The sequence below is a fragment of the Tenacibaculum sp. 190524A02b genome (assembly GCF_964036645.1).
Classification (GTDB): domain Bacteria; phylum Bacteroidota; class Bacteroidia; order Flavobacteriales; family Flavobacteriaceae; genus Polaribacter; species Polaribacter vairaonense.
Genome location: NZ_OZ038525.1, coordinates 4798993 through 4820235 on the forward strand (window position 1 = coordinate 4798993; position 21243 = coordinate 4820235).

26 protein-coding genes are annotated in these 21243 nt (G+C 30.5%); 17 read left to right on the top strand and 9 right to left on the bottom strand.

Going from position 1 to position 21243, the window contains the following annotated elements:
* Window positions 1-271: 271 nt before the first annotated feature.
* Complete coding sequence (locus ABNT65_RS19670; protein WP_348746660.1) at window positions 272-2407, bottom strand: hypothetical protein; 2136 nt, start codon at window positions 2405-2407, stop codon at window positions 272-274.
* 29 nt (window positions 2408-2436) lie between these two features.
* Here ABNT65_RS19670 and ABNT65_RS19675 point away from each other — a divergent pair, with 29 nt between their 5' ends.
* From ABNT65_RS19675 to ABNT65_RS19720, 10 genes are all read left to right on the top strand, one after another.
* On the top strand, window positions 2437-2937 hold the full coding sequence (locus ABNT65_RS19675; protein WP_348746661.1) for a hypothetical protein: 501 nt from the start codon (window positions 2437-2439) through the stop codon (window positions 2935-2937).
* A 316-nt stretch (window positions 2938-3253) separates the two neighbouring features.
* On the top strand, window positions 3254-4717 hold the full coding sequence (locus ABNT65_RS19680; protein WP_348746662.1) for a hypothetical protein: 1464 nt from the start codon (window positions 3254-3256) through the stop codon (window positions 4715-4717).
* A gap of 26 nt (window positions 4718-4743) precedes the next feature.
* The gene (locus ABNT65_RS19685; protein ID WP_348746663.1) at window positions 4744-5463 is read left to right on the top strand and encodes a hypothetical protein; all 720 of its coding nucleotides are present in this window, start codon (window positions 4744-4746) and stop codon (window positions 5461-5463) included.
* A 2-nt stretch (window positions 5464-5465) separates the two neighbouring features.
* Window positions 5466-5744 (top strand): helix-turn-helix domain-containing protein, encoded by a 279-nt coding sequence (locus ABNT65_RS19690; protein ID WP_348746664.1) that lies wholly within the window; start codon window positions 5466-5468, stop codon window positions 5742-5744.
* 2 nt (window positions 5745-5746) lie between these two features.
* On the top strand, window positions 5747-6031 hold the full coding sequence (locus ABNT65_RS19695; protein ID WP_348746665.1) for a hypothetical protein: 285 nt from the start codon (window positions 5747-5749) through the stop codon (window positions 6029-6031).
* A 5-nt stretch (window positions 6032-6036) separates the two neighbouring features.
* Window positions 6037-6765, top strand: a complete 729-nt coding sequence (locus ABNT65_RS19700; protein ID WP_348746666.1) for a hypothetical protein — start codon at window positions 6037-6039, stop codon at window positions 6763-6765.
* The gene (locus tag ABNT65_RS19705) at window positions 6762-7121 is read left to right on the top strand and encodes a hypothetical protein (RefSeq protein ID WP_348746667.1); all 360 of its coding nucleotides are present in this window, start codon (window positions 6762-6764) and stop codon (window positions 7119-7121) included. The genes ABNT65_RS19700 and ABNT65_RS19705 overlap by 4 nt, the downstream gene beginning before the upstream one ends.
* Before the next feature lie 166 nt (window positions 7122-7287).
* Complete coding sequence (locus ABNT65_RS19710) at window positions 7288-7839, top strand: hypothetical protein (RefSeq protein ID WP_348746668.1); 552 nt, start codon at window positions 7288-7290, stop codon at window positions 7837-7839.
* Window positions 7829-8650 (top strand): hypothetical protein, encoded by an 822-nt coding sequence (locus tag ABNT65_RS19715; protein ID WP_348746669.1) that lies wholly within the window; start codon window positions 7829-7831, stop codon window positions 8648-8650. The genes ABNT65_RS19710 and ABNT65_RS19715 overlap by 11 nt, the downstream gene beginning before the upstream one ends.
* A 24-nt stretch (window positions 8651-8674) precedes the next feature.
* The gene (locus tag ABNT65_RS19720; protein ID WP_348746670.1) at window positions 8675-10027 is read left to right on the top strand and encodes a type IV secretory system conjugative DNA transfer family protein; all 1353 of its coding nucleotides are present in this window, start codon (window positions 8675-8677) and stop codon (window positions 10025-10027) included.
* A gap of 10 nt (window positions 10028-10037) precedes the next feature.
* On the opposite strand, the gene ABNT65_RS19725 is transcribed toward ABNT65_RS19720, so the two are convergent.
* Window positions 10038-10250, bottom strand: coding sequence for a hypothetical protein (locus ABNT65_RS19725; RefSeq protein ID WP_348746671.1), 213 nt, complete (start codon window positions 10248-10250; stop codon window positions 10038-10040).
* A gap of 308 nt (window positions 10251-10558) precedes the next feature.
* Between ABNT65_RS19725 and ABNT65_RS19730 the strand changes: the two genes are divergently transcribed.
* Window positions 10559-11023 (top strand): JAB domain-containing protein, encoded by a 465-nt coding sequence (locus ABNT65_RS19730; RefSeq protein ID WP_348746672.1) that lies wholly within the window; start codon window positions 10559-10561, stop codon window positions 11021-11023.
* Between the two features lie 59 nt (window positions 11024-11082).
* Here ABNT65_RS19730 and ABNT65_RS19735 read toward each other — a convergent pair whose 3' ends face one another.
* Complete coding sequence (locus ABNT65_RS19735; protein ID WP_348746673.1) at window positions 11083-11472, bottom strand: hypothetical protein; 390 nt, start codon at window positions 11470-11472, stop codon at window positions 11083-11085.
* 143 nt (window positions 11473-11615) lie between these two features.
* On the opposite strand from ABNT65_RS19735, the gene ABNT65_RS19740 reads away from it, so the two are divergent.
* From ABNT65_RS19740 to ABNT65_RS19765, 6 genes are all read left to right on the top strand, one after another.
* The gene (locus tag ABNT65_RS19740; RefSeq protein ID WP_348746674.1) at window positions 11616-11789 is read left to right on the top strand and encodes a hypothetical protein; all 174 of its coding nucleotides are present in this window, start codon (window positions 11616-11618) and stop codon (window positions 11787-11789) included.
* A gap of 141 nt (window positions 11790-11930) precedes the next feature.
* Complete coding sequence (locus ABNT65_RS19745; protein WP_348746675.1) at window positions 11931-13595, top strand: recombinase family protein; 1665 nt, start codon at window positions 11931-11933, stop codon at window positions 13593-13595.
* Window positions 13596-13854: 259 nt separating this feature from the next.
* Window positions 13855-14229: a hypothetical protein gene (locus ABNT65_RS19750; protein WP_348746676.1), complete on the top strand. Its 375-nt coding sequence runs from the start codon at window positions 13855-13857 to the stop codon at window positions 14227-14229.
* Between the two features lie 342 nt (window positions 14230-14571).
* Window positions 14572-14997, top strand: coding sequence for a hypothetical protein (locus tag ABNT65_RS19755; protein ID WP_348746677.1), 426 nt, complete (start codon window positions 14572-14574; stop codon window positions 14995-14997).
* Between the two features lie 398 nt (window positions 14998-15395).
* A complete protein-coding gene (locus ABNT65_RS19760) occupies window positions 15396-16838 on the top strand; it encodes a hypothetical protein (protein WP_348746678.1) in 1443 nt (480 codons plus the stop codon).
* 318 nt (window positions 16839-17156) lie between these two features.
* On the top strand, window positions 17157-17993 hold the full coding sequence (locus ABNT65_RS19765) for a DUF932 domain-containing protein (protein WP_348746679.1): 837 nt from the start codon (window positions 17157-17159) through the stop codon (window positions 17991-17993).
* Between the two features lie 733 nt (window positions 17994-18726).
* On the opposite strand, the gene ABNT65_RS19770 is transcribed toward ABNT65_RS19765, so the two are convergent.
* Genes ABNT65_RS19770 through ABNT65_RS19795 form a run of 6 tightly spaced genes read right to left on the bottom strand, consistent with a single transcriptional unit; the run spans window position 18727 to window position 21209 of the window.
* A complete protein-coding gene (locus ABNT65_RS19770) occupies window positions 18727-19074 on the bottom strand; it encodes a polymer-forming cytoskeletal protein (RefSeq protein WP_348746680.1) in 348 nt (115 codons plus the stop codon).
* Entirely contained in the window at window positions 19071-19238 is a 168-nt protein-coding gene (locus ABNT65_RS19775) for a hypothetical protein (RefSeq protein WP_348716950.1), read from the bottom strand. Before ABNT65_RS19775 ends, ABNT65_RS19770 begins: the two co-directional genes overlap by 4 nt.
* 34 nt (window positions 19239-19272) lie before the next feature.
* Window positions 19273-19653 carry a hypothetical protein gene (locus ABNT65_RS19780; protein WP_348746681.1) on the bottom strand — a complete coding sequence of 127 codons (381 nt, stop codon included), beginning with the start codon at window positions 19651-19653 and terminating at the stop codon, window positions 19273-19275.
* On the bottom strand, window positions 19634-20467 hold the full coding sequence (locus ABNT65_RS19785) for a mechanosensitive ion channel family protein (RefSeq protein ID WP_348716954.1): 834 nt from the start codon (window positions 20465-20467) through the stop codon (window positions 19634-19636). Before ABNT65_RS19785 ends, ABNT65_RS19780 begins: the two co-directional genes overlap by 20 nt.
* Window positions 20468-20478: 11 nt before the next feature.
* The gene (locus tag ABNT65_RS19790; protein WP_348716956.1) at window positions 20479-20649 is read right to left on the bottom strand and encodes a hypothetical protein; all 171 of its coding nucleotides are present in this window, start codon (window positions 20647-20649) and stop codon (window positions 20479-20481) included.
* A 2-nt stretch (window positions 20650-20651) separates the two neighbouring features.
* Entirely contained in the window at window positions 20652-21209 is a 558-nt protein-coding gene (locus ABNT65_RS19795) for an RNA polymerase sigma factor (protein WP_348716958.1), read from the bottom strand.
* Between the last annotated feature and the right edge of the window lie 34 nt (window positions 21210-21243).

The following is a 21243-nucleotide window of genomic DNA, read 5'->3' on the forward strand; positions in this document are numbered from 1 at the left end:
GTTTTCATCCCCTGTTTATTTATTTATTCTAAAACATATCTAGAACAAATGACATTTTTAAGCATAGTTAAATTGATATAAAATAAGCATGTTGTTTTATGGTGGTTTATCTATAAATTAATTATAAATCTAACAACCCGAAGGTCGCTGGTTCGAGTCCAGCTCCCGCTACTAGTAGTAATAAGGCTTCGCAGAAATGTGAAGCCTTTTTTAATATCTTTCCTAAAACATATCTAAAACATTTAGCTATTTTATTCAAATGGGATCAAGGTCAAAAGTTGTGTTTAAATACTTTATTGGCATCAGATATTCGTAAATTTTTATTTTTAATGAATTCTTTAAAAAAACTTTTTAGTTTTGGGTTTAGCTTAGCTGCTATTTGAAAAGCAGTTCCAGCTTCTTCATTTTTATTATTGTAGACGTAAGTTATTCCCAATAGATACCATGTATGAGCATCTTTGTCATTCAATTTAATAGATTTTAAAAAAATCTTTTCAGCCATTTCATATTCTTTTTCATAAGTTAAAATCATACCAACAGATTTTAAGGCGTAATTATCATTCGGATTTATTTTTAATGACTTTGTAAAGTAAAATAATGAATTAATCATATTTTTCTCAAATAATAAAATACTTGCCAATTCATTATATTTTTTTATTAAATCTTTAGTTGGGTGATTTTTTATTGATTCTACAGCTAAAGAGAAGAATATTTTTGAGTTAGTTTCATCTTTTCTTTTTTTACAAACTAAATACATTAATACATTATAATGATATTCGAAACCCTTGTTTTCTTTCATTTTATTTAATGCTAAATAAGATTTATTAAACTCGTTTTTCTTGAAATGATAATTAGCTACAATCCAAAAAATTATATTATCTATATCTCCTTGTAATTTTCCATTTCTTATTGATTCCATAGAATTGATAGATGTCAAATTTGTTTCCATATTTTTGGGAATACCTAATGACAAACTAATCTCTGAAGAAATTGAATAGTTTATGGCAATTTTGGTTTCATCATTGATATTCTCTTCATAGTTACCCCAAATTATCATATTAGGTTTATATTCATCTAAAATGGGTTGAATATCAAATTCATCACTTGGTGGAGAATCAGTTTTCAAGAAAGCTATTTCGATATTAAGACTATCTCTCTTTCTTATCTTATTAAACCTACGTAAAAATTGATCTTCTATACTTGCTTTGCTATTAAGATTTGAAACTCTATCCCTATTAAAAGGCATAACCAATAATTTAAAAGTTGTTGAATCTTTAAATTCAAAACCATCAAATTTTTCATCAAACAATCCTTTTATCTGAATATCTGATTTAGGAATGAATGTTTTAATCAATAAAATAATTAGAATTAGCCCAGCTATTGCACCACCAAAAAATTTCAGGGAACGAAAATTTTTACTGCTTGATGTTTTAATATCTTCAGCAACGTTGTTTTGGTTTTGAATAATTTCTTTTTTTGATAGATCAATTTTTAACCCTAAATTATAACAAATGCGATTAATATTATCTTGAGTCGTTTGTAGATCTTCTAAAGAGTTTTTTACATTTAATTTATTAGAATTGAAGATTTTTTCTAAAATTTCAAATTGCTCTTTTTTGAAAGGGTGTTTTAAATAGTCAATTGTTTGATTTTTCAAATAATTAAGTTTTTCATCAAAAATTTCTATCTGGCTAATTATTTTTTCTTGATTCTGATTCAGTTCGTCTCTTAGAAAACTAAGGTTTTTATTTGAAATTAAATATTCATCTTTAAAAGTAGTTATTCCCTTTTGAATTTTGATAATTTCGTTATCTATCTTATGATTGTATTTTTCAAAATATTTTTTAAATATTTCAAACCCTTCATTGTTATTGTAAATAGGAATATTAGAGTCTAAAGAGAAAGGAGTTATTGCTACATTATTCTTTATAAATAAATCTTCTTGATTTTGTTCTAAGATAAGAAAGCAATCAGAAATACTTTTTCTTTTCTTAAAGCCCTCCCAGCCGCAATAACCGACGTATAAAGCCATGAAAGATAAGTTTCGATTATCTAAAAATGTTGTTGTTTTATGAATTACAAATCTTTCAAAAGTGTCTTCATCTGGAAGACACATGGCGAGAATTGCATTTTCGTTATCGATAACTTTGCCTTCTTTATCTTTAATTTTTAGGTAGCCAAATAATGCTTGGTAAATATCTTCTTTTAGATATGATGTTATATTAGCTTTAACTATCTCATAATTTTTGTTTTCATACTCATCATAATAAATTAAAAAAGACAGTAATCTTTTAACTTCATCAATAGCATCAGGTTTCTCTTCGCTTAAAGATTGATTGTTGTATTTAGATATTACTAATCTTCTAAGGTTTTCTATTTGCTGTTTTTTTAAAGATTTATTTGACAAAATAAATTTATTGTGTTCTAATTAAAAAAATGAGTGAAAAAGATAAGCAATATAATTTGAAATATATTCCTATTGTAGAAAATGGGACAAATCTATTTGAGGGAATACCTTGTCCTACTAAAGAAGTACATGATTTATTAGGAGTTGAAGGAGTAAATTCTATAAAACAAAAAATTAATACGGTTTTAAGTCAAAAAAAGGAAACAATAGAAACTGATAGCGAAGTGTTAGGACTACCGCCTTTAATATTATTTAAAGATATTCAAACAGATATTGTTTTTAAGGTAGGCTTAACTCTTCGAGATATATTAAAAAAACCAGCTTTAAACTATCGACATTTAAAAAGATGTGATTTTGAATTATATCAAACTAAACTTCATGATCATATACCAGAATTAATCATTCCTGAAAAATATAAGGTTGATAATTATGAATTATTGAATAACACAGATCATTATTTAATAAGAAAATTTATAAATGATGATAGCTGTATTTTTAATGAAAACTTCTCTGATACTATTTTAAAATAAGCCTTTCAGCTATTTGCGTTGCGTTTGCACTCTACTTGCATTAAATACTTTATATATCCTCTTTTTCTTTGCTGTAAGCAATACAGGAACAAATAAGCCTATATGCCTTTAAGAATAAATAATTCAGAATTCTGATTTGAGTATTAACCTGCTTCTAGTTGCAAATAGAACACAAAACCAAGATTCAAATATGAAGAACAAAGATTCACTATAAAAGTGAATAGAGTTCCTAAAGAGGAACTAAAAAAAACAGAAGTTTAATTAACCCTCCTAAGAATAAAAACTCTTGGGAGGTTTTAAAAACATAAATATTAAAATGAAAGAATATATAATAAATATCCTTCGAGGAACTAAAGGTGTAAAGAACCTTTTAATAGCATTTCTCAATACATTTTTAGGTATTTCAGCTAATGAAGCCTTTGAATACGCTAATAGTTTTATGAAGATTTTGGGATTACCACCTATTAAGGCAAAAACTGTAAGAATAGAAGAAACTATTTCAGATCTAAATGCAGCATATCATGATCGAGAGCTAGCCATTGTAAAAATGCGAGCAGAGTACAAAGATTTGTGTGCGACAAATCATGAGGTTGAACATCGTTATTACAATCATATAGCACTTGGTTGTTGTAAGTCGCAAAAGAAATCGGATGTAATACCTCCGATAACTTTTGAAGATGATACTGAAAAAGCTCCTTATAAATTGGATAAAGACGTAAACGATTTTAAGTATGCAAGTTACATTCCTAAAGTAAATACGCCAGAGGATATAGAACTTGTCAGATACCTAGATGAGAGCATTCACGATGGAGCTTGCCAAATTATGAGCGTTAATGAAAGCCAATTTAGAACGGGTAGTAGTATTAAACCATTACCAAAAGTAATCAGAGAAAAGCCAAAAGTGGCTTTACATGAGAATATCAAAGCCTATATGACAGGTTTTACAGTTCCATTTATTTGGATTTCACTTTTGCTTATTTATGTTGCAGAAGGAATTATTCTTCAGAATGTATTCCATAAGAATTTGGGATTTTCTGAACCTAAGTCTTTGTTATGTAGTACAATGATCGTTGGAGTGACCTATATTGTGAGTAGAGTTTTATTTGGATTGGTGCAGCGTTTATTAGAACGAACGAGAAAACATCCTATACTCATTGCAGTTTTTTCAATACTGTTTTTTGCTCAGATTTTTGGAGCTGGATTATTGACGAACTACAATATACGTAGAGATAAAGCCAAATCAGAGCTAAAATCTGAAATGTTACGACTTGGGCGTTTGGAATCTGCTTTGGAAGATTCCTATGATGTTGATCCAGAATTACAAGTTCAGACGACTAATCTGCGTTCAGAAATCAATGAACGTTCCATAAAGCTTAAAGAAGAACCTTCGTGGGTGTACTGGCTAAGTTATGCCTTAGTAGGACTGTTTAGTGTACTTACTTTATTTGCATCGTGCATCTTAAAAAATATTGCCGAACAAGGAAAGTATATAGCAAAACTGAGAAATACATTTCATAAGAATAATAGACGTATTCTGGAAATCGAAGAAACCTATGACAAGGAAGTAGAACGCTTACTAAGTGCCGGTGTAGAGAGAAAGCTCTTTAGATACCATCTAGCTCGTAAATATTTTATTGAAAAGCTACTAACGCAAGGTACTTCTTTAGATAAGCTTGCTTATCTAAAAGCTTACAGAAAGAAAAGCAATACACCATTCTCTGATGTACTAAACGGAAATGGAATTACTACTCATCACAAAACAATCAATACTAATTTTTAAAAATAACAGATATGAAAAATATAATAATGACCATCATACTAATTCTTGTACTACCACTTTCAGTGGTAGCGCAAGAAAGCTATACCCTTTTATTAGTCGATAAAAGTGGTTCAATGGAAGCGAAAAACGCAAAGCAAGACAGACATATTTACGAAGTGATAAAGCAGGCTTGTAAAGCAAAAAAAGCAACTGTAGAGGTGAAATTCGTAAATGAAGCAACAAACAGCTTGATGAACAAAAAAAACTTCTTTTTTGAACAACCTGTGTTTGATGCGGGGCTTTATTCTGATGATGAAGTAGATGTACAGAGACAGTTGTTTGGTAATAAAATCAAGAAAGCAAAAAAGAATTTTGCGAAGAAAGTGATTGCCTTTGTAAATAGTTATGACACGAGTGCAAAAATGACAGAATTACTATCTGGAATTGTCTCCATTGCTCGTTTAAATGCAAAGAATGCAAGTGTTTATTTTTATACAGATGCAGTAGAATCATCTCGTTTCAGAGATATGACTAGAAATAGCTTTAGTAATGAGAAACAAGCAGTTTTAGCTGCTCAATCAGATATAACCAAGCTAGGTAAAAAATTCGAGTTGCAAAAAACGTTGTCAGGAATTAAGCAAATACGATTTGTTGTTCCGATAAATATGGAAGCGAATAATAGCTTATTGCAATTCTTAGAGGTGTATTGGAAGGAAGTATATCGTTATGGATTTGGTTTTGAGAATGTAATTTTTGAAACACTATAACGATGAAGGAGCAACGATATTTAGTAGTAAGTGAAGGGGATTTACCTTCACTTGCTAAGCTCCTGATACAATACATTCAGGAATTCAAAGGAAACTCAAATGAGAAAGTATGGCTAACACAAAAGGAAGCAGAAAGCATGCTCAATTTAAAAACGTCAGCTATGGCGAATTTAAGGCACAGCGGAGTCATAGAATTTTCACAACCTACAAGAAAAGTAATACTCTATAAAAGGGAATCCCTTTTAAATTATTTGGAAAAACATTCAAAAAAACCTTTTTAGTTATGGAAAAATCACTGATAACAAAAGAAATGATTGCTTTTCAATTGGGTTTTAGGAGCTCTCTTTTATTGGGAGCAAACAAAGAAACGTTGGAAACTCTCATTCAAGAAATTTTGGAGTTTACCTGTGAGCCTAAAATTATGGAAGCATTCCATTTAGGAAAAACAAAAGGAACTCAAGAAAAAAGAGTAATCGAATACAACTTAAATTGTGAAGCCAAAGAACGAGAGGCTTTTATTAAGGAACTTGAACAAAAGAGTTTGAGCAGTATTAATTTTAAAAAATAAGAACCATGAAAAAATTTATATATAGAATAATCTGTGTTTTTTTTCTGGTATTTCAATCTTGTAGTACAGATGATGAAATTACCATTTATGTAGATCCAGCTTTATCTTCAACAATAGATAAAGAGAATTTAAAACAGTATTTCCGCCAAAACCTGGCGGAATACTTAACTGATGATATTTTTAGAGTAGAATTAAAGTTACTATCTAACAACACAGCATCTAAATCTAATTCTAAGGTTATTGTGTATGATCCGCCTGAATTTGATGAATCCATTGTTACTTACGAAGAAAAACCAACGCCCATAAAGATAGAACTGTATGAAAAGCAAGTAGAACAATATAAAAGAACGTTTATTAATAAATTAATAGATACACTTACTACTTTAGAATATAACTCAAAGGAATCTGGTATTGCCGAAATGATTGTTCCTTTAAGTAATAAGATTCAACATCCGCTTAAAACAATTGTTATTACAGACTTAGTACAAATGTCATCAGTAATTAATTTCAAAAATGACAATTTTACTAAAGAATCAGATGCCATAACGTTAGCCCAAAAGCACGTCTTAAAAATCAGAGAACACTATATTTTCCCAGAAAAAGTTATGTCTGGTGTTGAATTAAACTGTTTAATTGTTTCCAATGAAGATGAATATTCTCAATATTATCTAGAGCGATATTGGACAACGTATTTCAGGCAATTTGAAGTGGAAATCAACTTTCAGAAATTATGATGAAAGATTTAAGTAAAATAAAAGCTTTTATTGTAAACAGGTCAACCATTTCTTCAAGAATATCAGCCTATCGTCTTGGCTATCGTTGGGAGTTAATTGAAATATCAGATAAACAATTACTTGATAATTTGATTAAAGAAATTTTGAGACATAGTAAGAAACATGTTTTGAAAGCTTTTCATGAAGGTATGTCTCATGCCAAAAATGAAAAGAAGTTTCTTCTCAAAAATTCACCTAGCAAAACGGAAGCAGTTAGTAAAACCGAACAAATTCAAATTGATAAAGAAGTAGCAAAACTGCAAAAAGACAGAGAAGAAAAACAGCAACAAGAAAAAGACCAATCTAAAAGCCGTTAAAGAGGACAGAAAAGGGAGTGAATTCCACTCCCTTTTTTCACAGATGTATCGAACTATTACCCACTGTTCAGAAATTTTAAAATTTCTAGACACGGAATCTCTTATTCTAATTTCAGAGGAATTAGAAGTCTATGATATAACATGAATCACTTTGATTTTTTACAAGATGACGTTTGATAAGTATTTGTTACAGATCGGCGAGAGTGCGTGTACTGCTGAGCGCAGACTTGAACTCTATAATGAGTGGCGTAAGTCGAGATTACGAGTTAATCAGAAGAAGCGCCGTAAACACCAGAAAAGGCTAGAGCTATCATTTTCTTTGGAGCAATACGAAGCATTTAAAAAAGATGCTGAAAAGCTAAATATAAGTGTTACTAAGCTTATTCAACAGGTGGTTGATAAAGGCTATCATCAAGAAGTTTTTCTGATGGTATCTCACGAGCTAGTTCACAAAATTCACATTGATCTGATACGTATTGGAACAAACGTAAACACCCTTAGTTTTCATGCTAATGCAAGGAAACATAATGAACTCTATCGTTCAGATATGGAGAAATTAAAAAAAGAGTTTTATGCGTTGCAGAATTTGTATTTGAGCTTTTGTACACCTGTTTCATTAGAGAACTTTTTTCGTCAGGAGCAGTCTAAAAATCCTAGATTTTTAGATTATGCTCAGATGATACTTAATGCTATTAAAAAAGAACAAGATGTACATTAAACAGCTTCCTACCAGTAATCAACGGTTTGATAAGCTTATCAAGTATTTTCTGAAAGGTTACCAGGAGGGAGACCTTCAATTATTCAGAAATACAGGACTCGCTTCAACTCCTGAAGAATTGACCAAAGTGTATCTAGAAAATGCAGAACATAAGCACCACAGGTCTAAAAACCTTCGGCACTGTATCATGTCGTTTTCAAGTGAAGACAGCAATGTTTTAGCTGATAATCCAGCTATTCTGTATGACCTTGCTGATAAGTATTTGGAATTACGAGGCTATAATACTGATGCTTTAGTATATGGTGTCTTACATAAGCCAGATATAACTAAAGAAGATGGCATACAGCACTATCACTGGCATTTCTTGATTTCTACCAACAAAATCAGAAGTCGTCAAAGTACTCGTGTTTCTAAGGCTGATTATAAAAGACAGGATATTGAATTAGAGAATTATCAGCAAGAAAAGTATGGTGATTTAAAATCGTTGGTGTATACGCATCCAGACAGAACACAAGAGAAGAAGCCGAAACATACTGCTAAGATGGATCACAAGACTTTTATAGCCGACCTCTATAATACGGTAGCTGCTGAAGCTTCTAATTTCTCGGATCTGTGTAATCGTCTTGAAAAAGAACATCCAGAACTAACCCTTTATACCAATAAAAAAGGAGTTGTTGTTGGTGCGTGGTATAAGAACTGTAAATATAGGCTCAAAACCTATATGCAATCAGAGCGATACGAAATTTTACAAGAGCTAGAACAACTCAAAGCGATTCGTGATAAACAGAAAGAACGAGGTAGAACTCGTTAGTATTCATTTTTAAAAATAAAATTTATGTCATTTTACAATAAATTCTTTAGTATCAAACCTAATGAGGGATTGTATGGATCAGCTTCCTATCTTTCTCGTTGGGAACTAAGAACATTTTTCCATAGCAAATCATTGGGTATTTCCCTTGATGGGAAGAAACATTTAAAACCCCAATTTACCAAACTTAATACATTGGTAATTTGCCCTACTGGGGGAGGAAAATCGACTTTAATAAAGGGGAATATTCTTCAAAAAAGCATGAAATATCCACATAGTTTTTGGGTGATCGACCCTGCTTCGGATATTTACAGAGATACTCATAAATGGCTCGAAAAACAAGGGTTTATAACCAAAGTTATAAATCTTGATGATGCTTCAAAATCGTTAAAAATCAATATTCTTTTGATCGCTGCTAGAACGCCAAATGGTATAGAGGATTTAGCAAGTTTGTTTATTTTAATTCAGTATGACGGGGTAAACTCTGGTGATCCTTTCTGGCGAGATTCTGCACAGAATTTGTTAATACTTCTGATGAGGACGGTTGTTTCGAGTTCTCAAAATGAATATGCTAAAACCTTACATACGGTTTATATGCTTTTAAATTGGTTTAGTGTGGAACAAGAAAAACTCGATAGGTTTATTTTGACCCATTTAAGAAACAATCAGCGAATGAAAGACGAGTATAAATCGCTAATTGCGAACAGTTCAGAAAACAGCAAAGTACTTCTCAGTGTCGTAAGTACAGCGAAGTCTGCCATAGCAAAATTAGTAACCAATGAGACCATTTCAGAAATTATTAGTGATGATAATTTTGATATTGAGACGCTCCGTAAAATCCCACAAGGAATTTTTATACAGGTGCGCGAAGATCGATTGAATCACAGTGGTGTAAAAGCAATGCTCAGTATTCTCAACAAGTTTTTATTAGCACAATGTATGCGACTTCCAGAAAAGGGAGAACAGCAGTTGGACGTGCATGCGTATATTGATGAAGCAGGGGCTTTTTATCTTCAAAATCTCGATTCTTATATCGTTGTGATGCGTAAGCGGAATGTATCTATTATGTTGTTTTTACAGGATTTATTTCAACTAGATATGTATGGATTTGCTAAAAAGAAGATCATTGCTAGTAATTGTTTGAACAAGCTTATTTACCCAGCCGTATCTCCTGACGATGCTGCTTGGGCATCCAATTTAGTTGGAAACGAAACCAAAGAAATACTCGACCGTCCTGTGGGAATCCCACTCATTTCGGCACAGCAGATCAGAAATTTATCTCCTCATGAAATGTTATTTATCCATAAATCAAAGGCGGCAATACTAAAGCTTCGTCCATGGTACAAGCAGTGGAAACTTAAAAAAAGAACAGAATTATAAACGTTTAAAATTAAAAAATTATGTTACATACAATAATGACTATTATAGTAAACTTAATCGTAGGAATAGCAGTACTATCCATTTGGATTAGTATAGTATGCGCTGTGTTTAAGGTTGAAAATAAGTACCTTCCCTTTAAATCGTTCAAATTAGTAATTCCAGTAATTAAAAAAGTAGGGAAAGCAATTGCATATTTATCTAAAGTCCTTTTTAAATGGATCATTTTTACATTAGAACAGATCTGGTATTTCCTTGTTGAAATCACTAAGAAGCTATTTGATTTGTTCTATGATCCAAATGTTTAACAACTAAAAATAATAACGAGAGCCATGAAATTTTCTATGGCTCTTTTTTATGCATTCCAATGAAATAATCATAGTACTATTTTCCAATGCCTTTTGCTATAAATTCTTTGTCAAAGCTAATCTATACGGAAAATTACATGGATTTTCTCTAGAATTCCTCCATGTTTTATTTCCGCTTTTACGATTGCTGTAATGCCAAAGAATTATTCATCAAAATAACGGCATTATGGAAAATATTATAACTACTGATTATTTCGCAATTGGAGAAGTTAAATTATCCTATCAGAAAAAGAGTAACGTGATTTTTGAGAAAATTACAAGCTCACAATCAGCAGATACCTGTATTCGTACATTTTTTCCCAAAGAACAAATCATTTATCGTGAACATATGTATGCAATGTATTTAAACAACTCAAATAATGTACTTGGATATCAATTGTTAAGTGTTGGAGGGATTACATCTACCTTAGTTGATATTCGTGTGTTAATGCAAGGTGCGTTACTTACAAATTCTGTGGCTATAATATTATTTCATAACCATCCGTCCAATAAGTTGCAGCCATCAATCGCAGATAAAAACCTAACACAAAAAATAATTCGTTCAGCAGAGACGTTAGATTTAAAAGTATTGGATCATTTAATCATTACAGAAGATAGCTACTACAGTTTTGCAGATAATGGGGATATATAATATTCCCATTAAAAAAGAACCAGAGAGAAAATCTCCTTGGTTCTTTATAACTTGTATTGCTATGCAGTAACTTTTTTAATTTCTTTTTTTAATATAGGTTTATGTGATCTAATTAAATTATGAAGAGATAGCATACGCTTGGTTCTTTTCTTAAAATTAGCATGAGATTTTCTTATTTTTTGATGTGTTTGTTTTGCGATATATTTATTGACTAAATAATATAGAGCTGTTTCATCTCCTACATATCCGTTAGGATTTTTATGTGACCATTCTAGAATAATATTTAGCAAAAAAGGCTCTGCCTTATCCAGATGAATAACTGCTCCTTTACCCCAACAGGCAGATTCTGATTCATAATCTTTCATCATAAAAAGTTTTTGAGACATATCACCACTAATAAAGTTATGATGTAAGATTTTGAAATCTGCCCCTCCATAAAATGTAGTCATTTATAAAATGAAATAAAAAATAATAATTAAACCATCTATACCACGAATGAAACACTTGGAAGAATCTATTTTTTATTCAATTTTCTTTTGGTGAATTTGCTATAGTGGGTTTATAAGTGATGTCTATTTCCTTGTTTCTCTCAATGTATAAATTACCACAAGAAGCTTTAGATGAGCTTAAAAAACTATTTATGGATAATTACAATATTCAATTGACAGATAAACAATGTGAAGAGGAAGCGAAAGATTTATTGTATATATATGCTTTTTCTCAAGGAAAACTACATCTGTTAAGTCATTTCATTGACAATGAATAAAGTCTAGTTCAAAATATAGATGCTTCCCATATTTCAAATAGTATAAAACCCTCCAATAAAAAGAGGTGGTTCAGCCAATAAATATAACTGTTTGATTGGGAAGCCTGAACCATCTCTTTTTGTTTATTAACAATAAACTATATGCAGTCAATTAATCTTATGAATTATCGTATAGGTCGCTATGTTAGAAAATCTCAAGAAGATACAGGGAGACAAGTACAATCCATAGCATCTCAAGTAGATGTTCTTAAAGAAATAGAACAAAGAGAGGGGATAAAGGTTTTCAAGACATATAAAGATAATGCTTCTGCATATAAACCTAATAATAGAGATGGTTTTAATCAGTTGCTACAAGATATTAATGAGGGAAAGATTGATGGTATTTTATGTTGGAAGGCAGATAGGTTAGCTAGAAATCATATTGAGGGAGGAATTATTTTGCACTGTTTAGAAAAGGGTATTTTGAAATTTATTAAGACACCTTATAAAACATATCTTCCCACGGATAATATGGTTCCTTTATCTATAGAAATAGGAATGTCTAACCAATACAGTCGTGACTTATCAAATAATGTCAAAAGGGGAAATATGACTAAAATAAAAAATGGTGGTCATTGTCATGTTGCTCCACAAGGTTATATTAACAATAAGGTTGATAAGACTATTGAGATTGATCCTGAGCGGTTTGATACTGTAAGAAAACTTTGGGATTTAGCTCTTACAGGAGTTTACTCATTAAAGCAAATATGTACTATTGCTAATGACGATTGGGGGTTTAAAACAAGACCTAAAAAGAGGACAGGAAATGTTCCTTTAAGTGTTCGAACTCTTCATGGAATTTTTATTAACCCGTTTTATTACGGAAAAACACGCAATGGGAAAAATGAAGGAATTGGTAAACATAAAGCTATGGTCACCTATAACGAGTTTCAAAAAGTTCAATCACTACTTAAAAGTAAAGGGAGAAAATCAAAAACCAGTTGTAGTTTTACATATACCGGATTATTTCACTGTGGAGAATGTACTTGTTCTATAACTGCTGAAAAGAAAGTAAAATATAAATGTCCCAAATGTAAAAAAAGACATACAGCAAAACATCCTAAAGTCTGCTCTTGTGGCTATCAAATTACTTTGTCAACGATCAATAAAGGAAAATTTTATACTTATTATCATTGTTCTAAATCTAAGACTAAATGTTCTCAGAAATCAATAACATTAGATGTGTTAGAGAATGAAATTATTAGTTTTTTGGGGAAATTTGAAGTCAATGAAGATTTTATTCAATGGAGTAAAAAATGGCTTGAATTATTAAAGATAAATTCAATAAAGGAAAAACAAAGAGAAAACCTACTTAATGCACAGAAAATTGAGCGTTTGAAAAAGAAGAAAAGTAGACTTTTAGATATGCGCCTTAATGATGAGATTGATGAAGTTATTTTTAAAGAAAAGAATGGGCAGTTAGAAAAAGAAATAGAATGTATTGAATCTTTTAAAAAAGATGAGATTATTACTAGGTTTGAAGAAGAGCTAAGTTTTTTAGCAGGACTTAAAAAGCGTTTTGAAAACTATGCTCCAAAAGAGAGAAAAATACTTCTCAATAAAATATCTTCGAACCACTATCTAATGGGCAAAGAAGTCAATATGGAAGCGAAAAAAGTCTACTTGTCTATTTTAAATCTTAGAAAGCACAAAAACTTAAACTTCGAACCGCCAAAAAGCCAATCTACGAAAGACTTAAATGAGGGTCAAAAACAGTGTTATTACGCTTGGCTGGCCACACTGAAAGAATTTCGAACCACTTTGTAATATCATACCATAACCTTTAAAAAGACATAGAATTTATTTCTTTGGCTTTTTAGAGGTAAGACTTTCTTCGTAATAATTATCAGTTTTAGATTTTAGTTTTTAGGAATTCATAACAAAGAATCAGTACATACATTTCAAGGCTATCTCTTTCGGCTTTTAAAAGGTCAAATGTTTGCCTCTTTTTTCAAAAGAGTGTCCTTTTGACTTTTACGCCTTTGAGATGTGACGCTTGATGTATTTAACCTTAATTCTTTTTATTATGAATGCATCTCAAAACAAGAGTCTCGTAAAAAAACTTCAAGAAATTGCAAATAGTAATGCTAACTCTATTAGAAACTTTGTAGCCAAAGAAATATTAACTTGTCATCAAGATGAAGATGAAATACAATACTTCTTTGAAGGTCTATTTCAACATGGTTGCGTTTCAGGATGGGTTTATTCTCTTACCTATTACTCACAAACTCACAAATTCTACAATGAATATTATAATGAAATCGAATGCCTTCGACTTGATTACGAAGATTCTATAGGTCATCCACTTACTATTAAAGGCGACTTAAAAAATTTTCTAGCATGGTTTGCATTTGAAGAAACAGCATATCAGTTGGCGAATGAATTGGGACTCGAAATATAGTCCTTTATATTTTTATAGAGATCACTTTTAAAGTACATCCTTTTTGCCATTTCTAATTTTCCGTGTTGCTATAATTCAAAATTCAATAAAACATAGATAGAGTTTAAAAACTGTTATCAGCGGATACAAACAAATGCAAAGTTAGTTGCTCTGCCATCGCTTTTACAAGCCCAAGCCCTCCGGGAGAAGAAATATTTTTTGGCTTCGCATTCTCAAAATAATATTCCTTCTGGCTTGTCTCGTCCTACCCTGCAACATTTTAAGCATTGTGTTTGATACCGCTTCATAATAACAGCCTTCAAACACTTAAAAAATCATGTTTAATTTAAAATTTTTAGAATTATGGCAACAGCTACAGTAAAACAAAATGGAACAGCAAAAAAAGAAACAGCAACTGCTAAAAAAGCCGTTCAAGAAAAATTAGCAAAAGAAGCTACAGGACAAAAAACAACTCCAATTACCAAAGAGCAACCGAAACCTGTTGAAACTCCAGCTCCAGTAATTGACCTTCAATCAAAGTTAGATCGCTTTGAAAAGATGAAAGGCTTAGCTCAACAAAGAGAACGTTTAACCAGTACTTTAACCGAGTTAAATAAGTTTAAGTACAATCAAAGTGATTCTGCTCGATTTGAGATTATTGACTCTCAAAATTTAAGTTTCATGACGACAAACACCAATTTAATACATTTGGTAACAAACACTCTACGATCTACACTGCAAACTCGTAAAGCGGAGATCGAAGCGCAACTAATTGCCTTTGAAATCTAATCTCAGGTGTCGCCAATACACGAGTTAGAAACCCCGCTCTTTCAACGGGGTTTTGTTTTTTATTGGCATACTAATTGCTTAAAATAACTATATTTACAATCTATAATTTTTTAAAAAGATATATAAGAAAAAACATAATATCAACATATAAATAGAACAACATTAACGTGTTACTATTTCTCTAACTCGAAATCGCCAATTTTAAAATAGGAGAAAGAATAGTAAGACTGCATTACCTTTTTGGGTGTGCTTTCTATCTCTATTCCTATTCTCCGTGGTGTTTGGCGATACCTGAGTTAGTAGGGTTCATAATAGTATAGGGGCACACTTTTTTGTTGCCATTAATTCAACAAAAAAATCATCGCTTTTCGCTCCTAAAGGCAATAAAAATTCATCTTATGAAACAACAGTTTATTTGGGGGCTACTTTTAGCTTTCCTTTTTGTGACTCCACTAAAAGCACAAGAACAAACAACTACCCTAAGTTTTAACTCTGTATTAGATTTAAAGAGTAAGGATAGAAAAAGTAGTTTAACCTACAATGAATATCTTAATGTCGGTTATTATTACTTAAGAACAAACAAAAGTGACCAAGCGGAACGTTACTTTAAGTTGGCAAAAAAGAAAAGAATGTCATATTTCAAAAACTATCGTTCTTATAGGCGTACGAGTTTTACTAAAAGGATAGAAGCCATACAAAAGGAAGCAGATAGTTTAGCCAATCTATCTTATATTACTAATGTAAATTCAAAAATTCAAAAAGAAATAGACCTCTATAAATCAGTTACAAAAAAGTCGTTCGGAAAATTAATTACTCTAAAAGAAGAGGCACAACAGAAGAATAAAACATTAAATTTATATTTAGGGAGATGGAAAAAGAAAAGTGGAATTTTAAAGACTTTCATTTCAGAAAATCGTGATTTAATGAAACCAAAATCAGAATTTGAAACGAAAGAACAATATCAAGCTCGTAAGGATAAATACAAAAACTTAGAAAAAGAAGCTGCTAAAGAGATTAATCTAAAATTAGAAAAATTAGATACACCATTTAATGAGGCCTTAAAAGCTTGTTCTCTACAAAAAAGTAAAATTGATAAAAGAGCTAAAACCAATGAATTTATCAAAAAATATCCGCCAGTACTTAAAAAATATGCTGACTCAAGAATAAAAAAATTAACCTACAATGCCGAAAAACAAGAATTCACGTTAAGTATTGAGTTTAAAAAAGAAAATGATTTATATAGGTATAAAACAAAGAACTACACAATTTCAGTTCCTCAATCTGAAGCACAACAATTTAAAGAATCTCAGTTGAACAATCAATATTTCTTTTTCTTACAAGATTTAAGAGCTGTTATCTCTAATGGAAAGACATATACTATCAATCCTATAAATAGATGGTATATGAGATTAAACTGTGACAAAGAAATAGAAGAAGCTGTTTTACTTGTAAATAACACACCTGATACTAGAGACATAAAAACCTATTTAGAGAAAATCATTATTAGTAAACCGCCATTTTTAAAAGAGGCTAAGCGTTTACAACAATCTTATCTAGATGATTATACAAAAGGTGTACGAGCTGAAATCTCAATAATTTTTGATGAAAAAGGAAGCTACAAACATACAGTTGTTGAATACAAAAGAGGAAATAGATTAGTTACCGAGAATCTAAATAGGGATGGTTCAGACAAACAAGGTGGAGCAAAAAGAAGTCTTTTTTCTAGTGTGAATGAGATTATGAGAAAGCAGAATATTAAAATACAACCTCCAACAAAACAATGTGAGCCTCAAAGTTCTGTTTTCACTTTTGATTATATTCTTTCTAAAAGTTTGAATTAATAGTATCCGTTTAGGCATAACGATTTTCAAAGCTTCTTTAACAAGGGAGCTTTTTTTGTTATTTAGGACTAGTTAAATCTATAAAAATAAGGTTAAGCCACAAACGTTTCCATGAAAGAATGACAACTATAAAGAGGAAAGAAAGTTATATTCATACAATAATCACACAAGGTAAACTCGTAAAATACTCCCGTCAAAAGACTACGGCATAAAGCCATCTCTCATTCCTATGCTTGTTTATTCCGTTTCCTTTTGAGCTGAGATTTTAGCTTCCGTTTTGGCTATGCATAATTATTGTTTAATCTAAAATCATAAATTATGTATTTACAAAAATTAGAAAAAGACGAGATATTCGTCCCATCAGCTATTCGACCATTAAAAAGCCTTACTATGATGGAATCTCGTAAAGGGTTAGAAAATGTCATAATCTCTAATGGTAAGATTGTTAATGTTGTATCAAAACGCTATGGACACATACCAAATGAATTGTTTTTCAAAAAAGCCGAACAAATGCTTATTGATGCAAACCTAAAGTATCAAAAGCGCACAATTAACCGTGATGATCGCTCATTTGTAACCGATTTTATCATTGATGACACTAATCAATTTACACTGAAAAATAATCAGGATGCCATCCTACCAATGCTACGTTTTAAGAATTCCTATGATGGAAGCGAGAAAACATCTGGGCATTTTGGATTCTATCGCAAAGTATGCTCTAATGGCTTACATATTGCACAAGAGCAAATTGCGTTTTCCATCAAGCACAGTAGAAACAACACCCAGCTTATTATGCCAAAGCTCAACAATCTATTTTCTAAATTCCTAGATAATGAGTTTTACAGTATCGTACAAAAATTTGACCAGATGAAAGATTTTAAGCTTATTGATACAGAAGAATTTGTGAAAGCAGTTCTGGATCAAACAGAGCTATTTCGCTACGAATGCAGTGACAAGAATGATAATCCTTCTAAAAAAGCAAGAGAAGTACTTGAAATACTAGATTACGAATCTTTATTACTAGATGAACAACCTAATTTATGGCTTGGGTATAATGCTTTCAATTCAGTTTTACATGGTACGCTCAAAAAGACATTTTCACAACAGGAAAAACTCGACAAGCAATTGTTTGAGGAAATATATCAGATGGTTTAATTAGAAAATCTATCAAGAAAAATCCAGTGCCTTATGGTATTGGATTTTTTTATTTATTCATCTACTCTTTTTAAAAGAAATAAGGAACAGCTTTGCTGTAATTGTTGTGCGCTCTCTATTGAGTCGCGTGGGGCGATAGCTGACTTTATTATTTAGGAGGCTATCGGCAAGTAAGCGTACTACTGGATATCAGAGGGTAAACCCTTCTAAATCCAGTTTATCACGCAACTTGTGGGATAGTGCCTATCCTCAACCTACGCTTTAAAAAAGTATATGTATTAATGCAGTGCTCTAAAAATTTAATATGGATATCTAGTTTAATTTAGAAAAAACACTCGAAAAAAGAGACCTTAGAATTGAATATTTAATTGGGTAATATGAGTAGCGTTATTAGTAAACCTTATTGTTTTTAGTTTTGATGAATTTCAAAAGGAATACAAAAACAAATAGGTAGTAGAATAAGAGGATATTATAGACATATAATCTTCTTATTAAAATGGTTTATCGAGTTATCATGTTTTCCTATAAAACAAAGTATTTATATTCAGTGTTCTTAAAGTTTAACTTCTGTATTTTTTACAATACAGAAGTTCTAAAAGTTATTTAAATAATTTAATGGTTTCTTTTTGTTAAATCGGTTTTAAAAAACAGTTTCCGTTTTAATTTAACAGACCCAAGTAATTAGATAAATATTTCAATTGAAAAAATCGATATATACAATTATTATTTCTCTTTAGTATTGGTCTTCTTTAGTTGAAATTATTAAATCTCCGTTAAAAATAGCGTTTTCTATGGATATAATTTTAGATACGACTTCTCCATTTGTAATACTATTTTCCTTCAAATATAACTCTTCAGATTTAATTGTACCTTCCAATAATCCATTGTGAACTATTGACTTTCCTTTTAGGTTACCAATAATTTCTGCAGAAGCAGCAGTAATTATTTTCTTACAGGATATAATTTCTCCTTTCATTTTACCTTCAAATCTTATCGAATCAAAATCACTTTTAATTTTTCCATTAATTAAGGTATTTCTACTAAAAAGAGAATAACTGCATTCGTTTTTGTGCGGTTTCATTTTTTTTTAAAGAAGCTTACAGCTACTTCTCCTAAACATTCGGTAAAGAGTAAAGTTATTTCTCCTATTAACTTTAATAATGACTCTTCATTGGTTCCATTAATTTTGGAATCAGTCGATTTTTTTATAGGGGGATCTTCTATCTTGTTTGTGGGAACTCTCATTGTGTTTTCTTATAAATAATAGTTAAACCTTTTATTATTCATCAATTTCCTTGAGATTAATTATTCGATAAATTTTCTTCTGATTACTTATAGAATTCTCAATTATTTTATAGGTAATTATAAATTTAACTCCGTGATAATATTCTTTACTTAAATCGATTTTACTTACAACTTCGTTTGTTACTTGATTGAAAAATATAGTTTCTTTTTCTCCAGTTGCTTCTTCGGTAAATAAAAACTTATATTTATCGTCTTCAAAACCTAAATAGTATCCTGTTAACTGATCTTTGTTCTCTTGATTCTCTTGAGCTTTTGTAATTATCGAATTAAGTAGTAAAACAGATAAAAAAAGCATTTGAATTAGCTTGTTTTTCATATGAATAATAATTGTGAATTTATTTCTTAATAATTTCATAGTTTATATTAGTTAATATCTTTAAAGGAAAAACTTTAATTGTCTTACCATTATCAACATTAAAAGTTACAGCATCAACTTTCACTATTTCACCCTGAAATCCATCTATGATAATTTCTGTACCTATTTCGAGATTTTTTCTGCTGTATGAACCAGAAATAAAGCTTTCTAATATATTTCTTGATGCAAATCCAAAGGCTATTGCAAATGATAGAATAGTGGATGCTATAATTATGGTAAGGTTTTGATTGATTATTAATGTATCTACACCAATTTGATTCAAAGCGGTTATTACAACAAATATTAAGACTATATAAAAGGCCATTGAGCTTAATGCTTTTGATCCAGACATTTCTAATGAACTCATAGCTTTTAGGATAGTATGTTTAATAAAACGAGCAATGTATAACCCAATAATAACAATGATTATTCCACTCAAAAGCTTAGGTATATATCTAAATAGCTCACCAATTTCTTGTGATACTATTGTCCATCCAAGGACGTTAGATGATACTACTAAGAAGAATAAGACAACGATCCAGTAAGAAAATTTAGAAAACAATGCTATTATTTCTGTTTTACTTTTTTCTTCATATTTATTATCATCTATAGATAATACACTACCCATTTTAGTATTACCAAATTTTGTCAATAAAGCTGATATAATTTTACTTATTATTCTAGCAACAATAATACCTATACAAATTACTAGGAGTGCTGCGGCTATATTTGGTAGAGATTGTGTAATTTTCTCCCAAAGGCTATAAAAAGAGCTTTTGAAAACTTCAGGCCAGTTTGTTAGTTCATTTTTCATTTTATTTCCGTTTATTTTTGTTTGTTATTAAATAGTGATATCAGCGATTTTCCAAAGGTTATCGTAAAATGTTTAAAAATAGCTTCAACTAAAAAGACTTTTTCAACATGCCACATAACATCATCTTTTACAGATTTAGGCGTCTTTATTTTGGTATTTATATTTTTAAATCCTTTGTCCATAACTAATATTCTTTGTTTATAAGTATATTACAGATATTAATTAATTTTTCTCTGGTTCGTTTTAACCTCATTTTTACAGCAGATTCGCCAATACCTAATATTTCTGAAATTGTTCTGATGTTCATTTCGTCAATATATTTCATCATGATAATTGTTCTTTCTTCTATGTTTAGTTTTTCTAATCCTTTCTCAAGAATTTCAGAATAGAAATTATTAAAAACATTTTCATCTTCTTCATAATAAACTTTTAACGGTATATCTGAATCTTTAAAGAAATTCTTTTTCTCTTTCCTATATTCATCTATACAATATCTGTACGTTACAGTATATAGCCAAGAAGAAAAGTATTCCGTCTCCTTAATTGAGTGCAACTCATATAAAATTTTAATAAAAATATCTTGTGTTGCATCTTTAGCTCTATTTTCATCCTGAAAAAAGCGAAGGCATTTAGCATAAACACGATCAGTATATCTGTCATACAATTCACCAAAAGCGCTGACATCTTTTTTACTTAAAAACTTTTTAATTAAGTAGATATCTGATTTTTTTCGAGCGAACATAAGAGGTTGATTAATTTATTCTTTAGACGGGCAA